Raw genomic sequence first — 2,055 nt, 5'->3', positions numbered from 1 at the left:
GGGGAAGGATTCGAACCTTCGAAGTCGATGACGGCAGATTTACAGTCTGCTCCCTTTGGCCGCTCGGGAACCCCACCACTGGCCTAACTGCTTATCAATACTGTCTTGGTAAGCGGGGCGCATCATATCAAATGAAGCGCCCCTGTAAAGACTTGAAATGAAAAAAATAAGTTGTTCGGTGCTTTTTTGTTCTTGACGATGTTTATCTGGGCAAAAAACATCTGTTTATTGCGCGCTTACAGGATAACGGTGCGGTTACCGTAAACAAAAACACGTTGTGCTAAAACACGATACAGAGCACGGCTCAGAACGTTTTTTTCCACATCTCGCCCGGCTCGCATCATATCTTCTGCCGTGTACGAATGATCGACGTGAATAACATCTTGCATGATGATTGGACCTTCATCCAGGCTATCGTTTACATAGTGAGCCGTGGCACCAATAATTTTCACCCCCCGCTCATAAGCCTGGTGATAAGGGCGAGCACCGATAAATGCAGGCAAGAATGAGTGGTGGATATTAATAATCTGGTAAGGGAAGCGTTGAACAAAGGCTGGTGTTAGCACGCGCATATATTTGGCCAGAACCACGTAGTCTGGTTGGTATTGTTCAATTTGCTCAATCAGACGTTGATCATGTTGATCACGGGTCAAACCTTCGTGGCTGATAAGATGGAAAGGGATATCAAAGCGCTCCACCAGATTCTGTAGTGCATCATGATTGCCAATCACCGCCGCAATTTCAACATCTAAACCACCATAGGCACTCTTCATTAATAAGTCGCCGAGGCAATGTGCTTCTTTGGTGACCATAATAACAATACGGCGACGCCCTGCGGTATGTAATTCGCGATTGGTGCCTTCGGGTAAAGCATCATCTAAGTCTGCCAGCAGGGTAGTATCGTTAAAAATACCTTCAAGCTCTGTACGCATGAAAAAGCGGCCAGTCAGATGATCAACAAATTCATTATTCTGCACGATATTCAACTGGTGCTTGTAACAAATATTGGTAATTTTTGCGATTAAGCCTTTAGCGTCAGGGCATATAGTGCGTAACACTTTCTTTTGTACATTCTGGTGTGGCATAAGGTGGTAAATCCTGTCTTAACAGTACTTGATGTTATGTAAATGTTTGATGCTACGGTCAGTAATGAAACGATTTTACTGTTAATGCCCGCAACATTTCTTATATTTTTTCCCTGAACCGCAAGGACAGATATCATTTCTACCCACCGACGGCCGGACTCCGTCGATATAGTACCAGTGTTCTTTTATTCGAAGGAAGCGGGAACGTTCATGCATTGTGCTTATCTGCATATTATTTGGATCAGTAAAGCGGGCAATGAACTCAACAAAGGCTTCGTCATCATGACTGCCAGTAGTTTCTGCAATAACTGTTAATCCGTGCCATACAGTATTGGTGAAGCTTTGAATTATTCCATCTCGCCATTCTTGTGCCTTGCAGTCTGGATGCCAGGTTTTAATCAGATAGTCCGCATCCTTTTTTACATAGGCGCTGTAGCGTGAGCGCATCAGTATTACAGGTTTGGCCGCAACTTGCGTGTTAAGGATATAAGGCGCACAGCATCGTTGATATTCAAAGCTGCTGCCACATGGGCACTGTTCTGACAAAATTTCTCCGAAAAACCAATAATGCCATCTTATCTGCGAATGAATGGTCAGCAACAGAAGAGGGCGGGCAATCAAATAGGGGCAAATAGGGCCTTATCTTACCTAATCACGTGATGAGGTTCAAAGTTGATAATTTTGCGCAGGATAGGGGGCGAACTTAAGTTTTGTGATGTTGCTCACAAAAATAGTTGACCGGCGTTTCATTATGGAGTAACTTAATAACTGTGATGTGTATCACATAAAAATAATGATGTTTACAGGAGCAACCCATGAAACTGATCAATAAAGTTATCGCTATGTTCGAAAAAATGAGTGTCTCATTTGGTACTATTAACGGTTAATTATTTCCTAAATAATCCGTAAGAATTCATAATATTCTGAGAAAGGTCGAGTTATAGTTAATAACACTATAGCCCACGAGAGC

At 42.9% G+C, this 2,055-nt stretch carries 2 protein-coding genes; both read right to left on the bottom strand.

Features of this window, described 5'->3' with window-relative positions; genetic code table 11:
• Nucleotides 1-236: 236 nt before the first annotated feature.
• Entirely contained in the window at nucleotides 237-1,085 is an 849-nt protein-coding gene (gene purU / locus V1952_RS21485; RefSeq protein ID WP_025378136.1) for a formyltetrahydrofolate deformylase, read from the bottom strand.
• A gap of 81 nt (nucleotides 1,086-1,166) precedes the next feature.
• The gene (locus V1952_RS21480; protein WP_083158956.1) at nucleotides 1,167-1,631 is read right to left on the bottom strand and encodes a YchJ family protein; all 465 of its coding nucleotides are present in this window, start codon (nucleotides 1,629-1,631) and stop codon (nucleotides 1,167-1,169) included.
• Nucleotides 1,632-2,055 lie beyond the last annotated feature (424 nt).

Source organism: Yersinia sp. 2542 StPb PI, from assembly GCF_048593855.1.
Classification (GTDB): Bacteria; Pseudomonadota; Gammaproteobacteria; order Enterobacterales; family Enterobacteriaceae; genus Yersinia; species Yersinia enterocolitica_E.
This window is presented reverse-complemented; position numbering and strand designations above follow the sequence as displayed.

What these genes read in the sequence shown, in the direction of transcription:
- purU (WP_025378136.1), bottom strand. Translation starts at nt 1,085, where the DNA reads ATGCCACACCAGAATGTACAAAAGAAAGTGTTACGCACTATATGCCCT.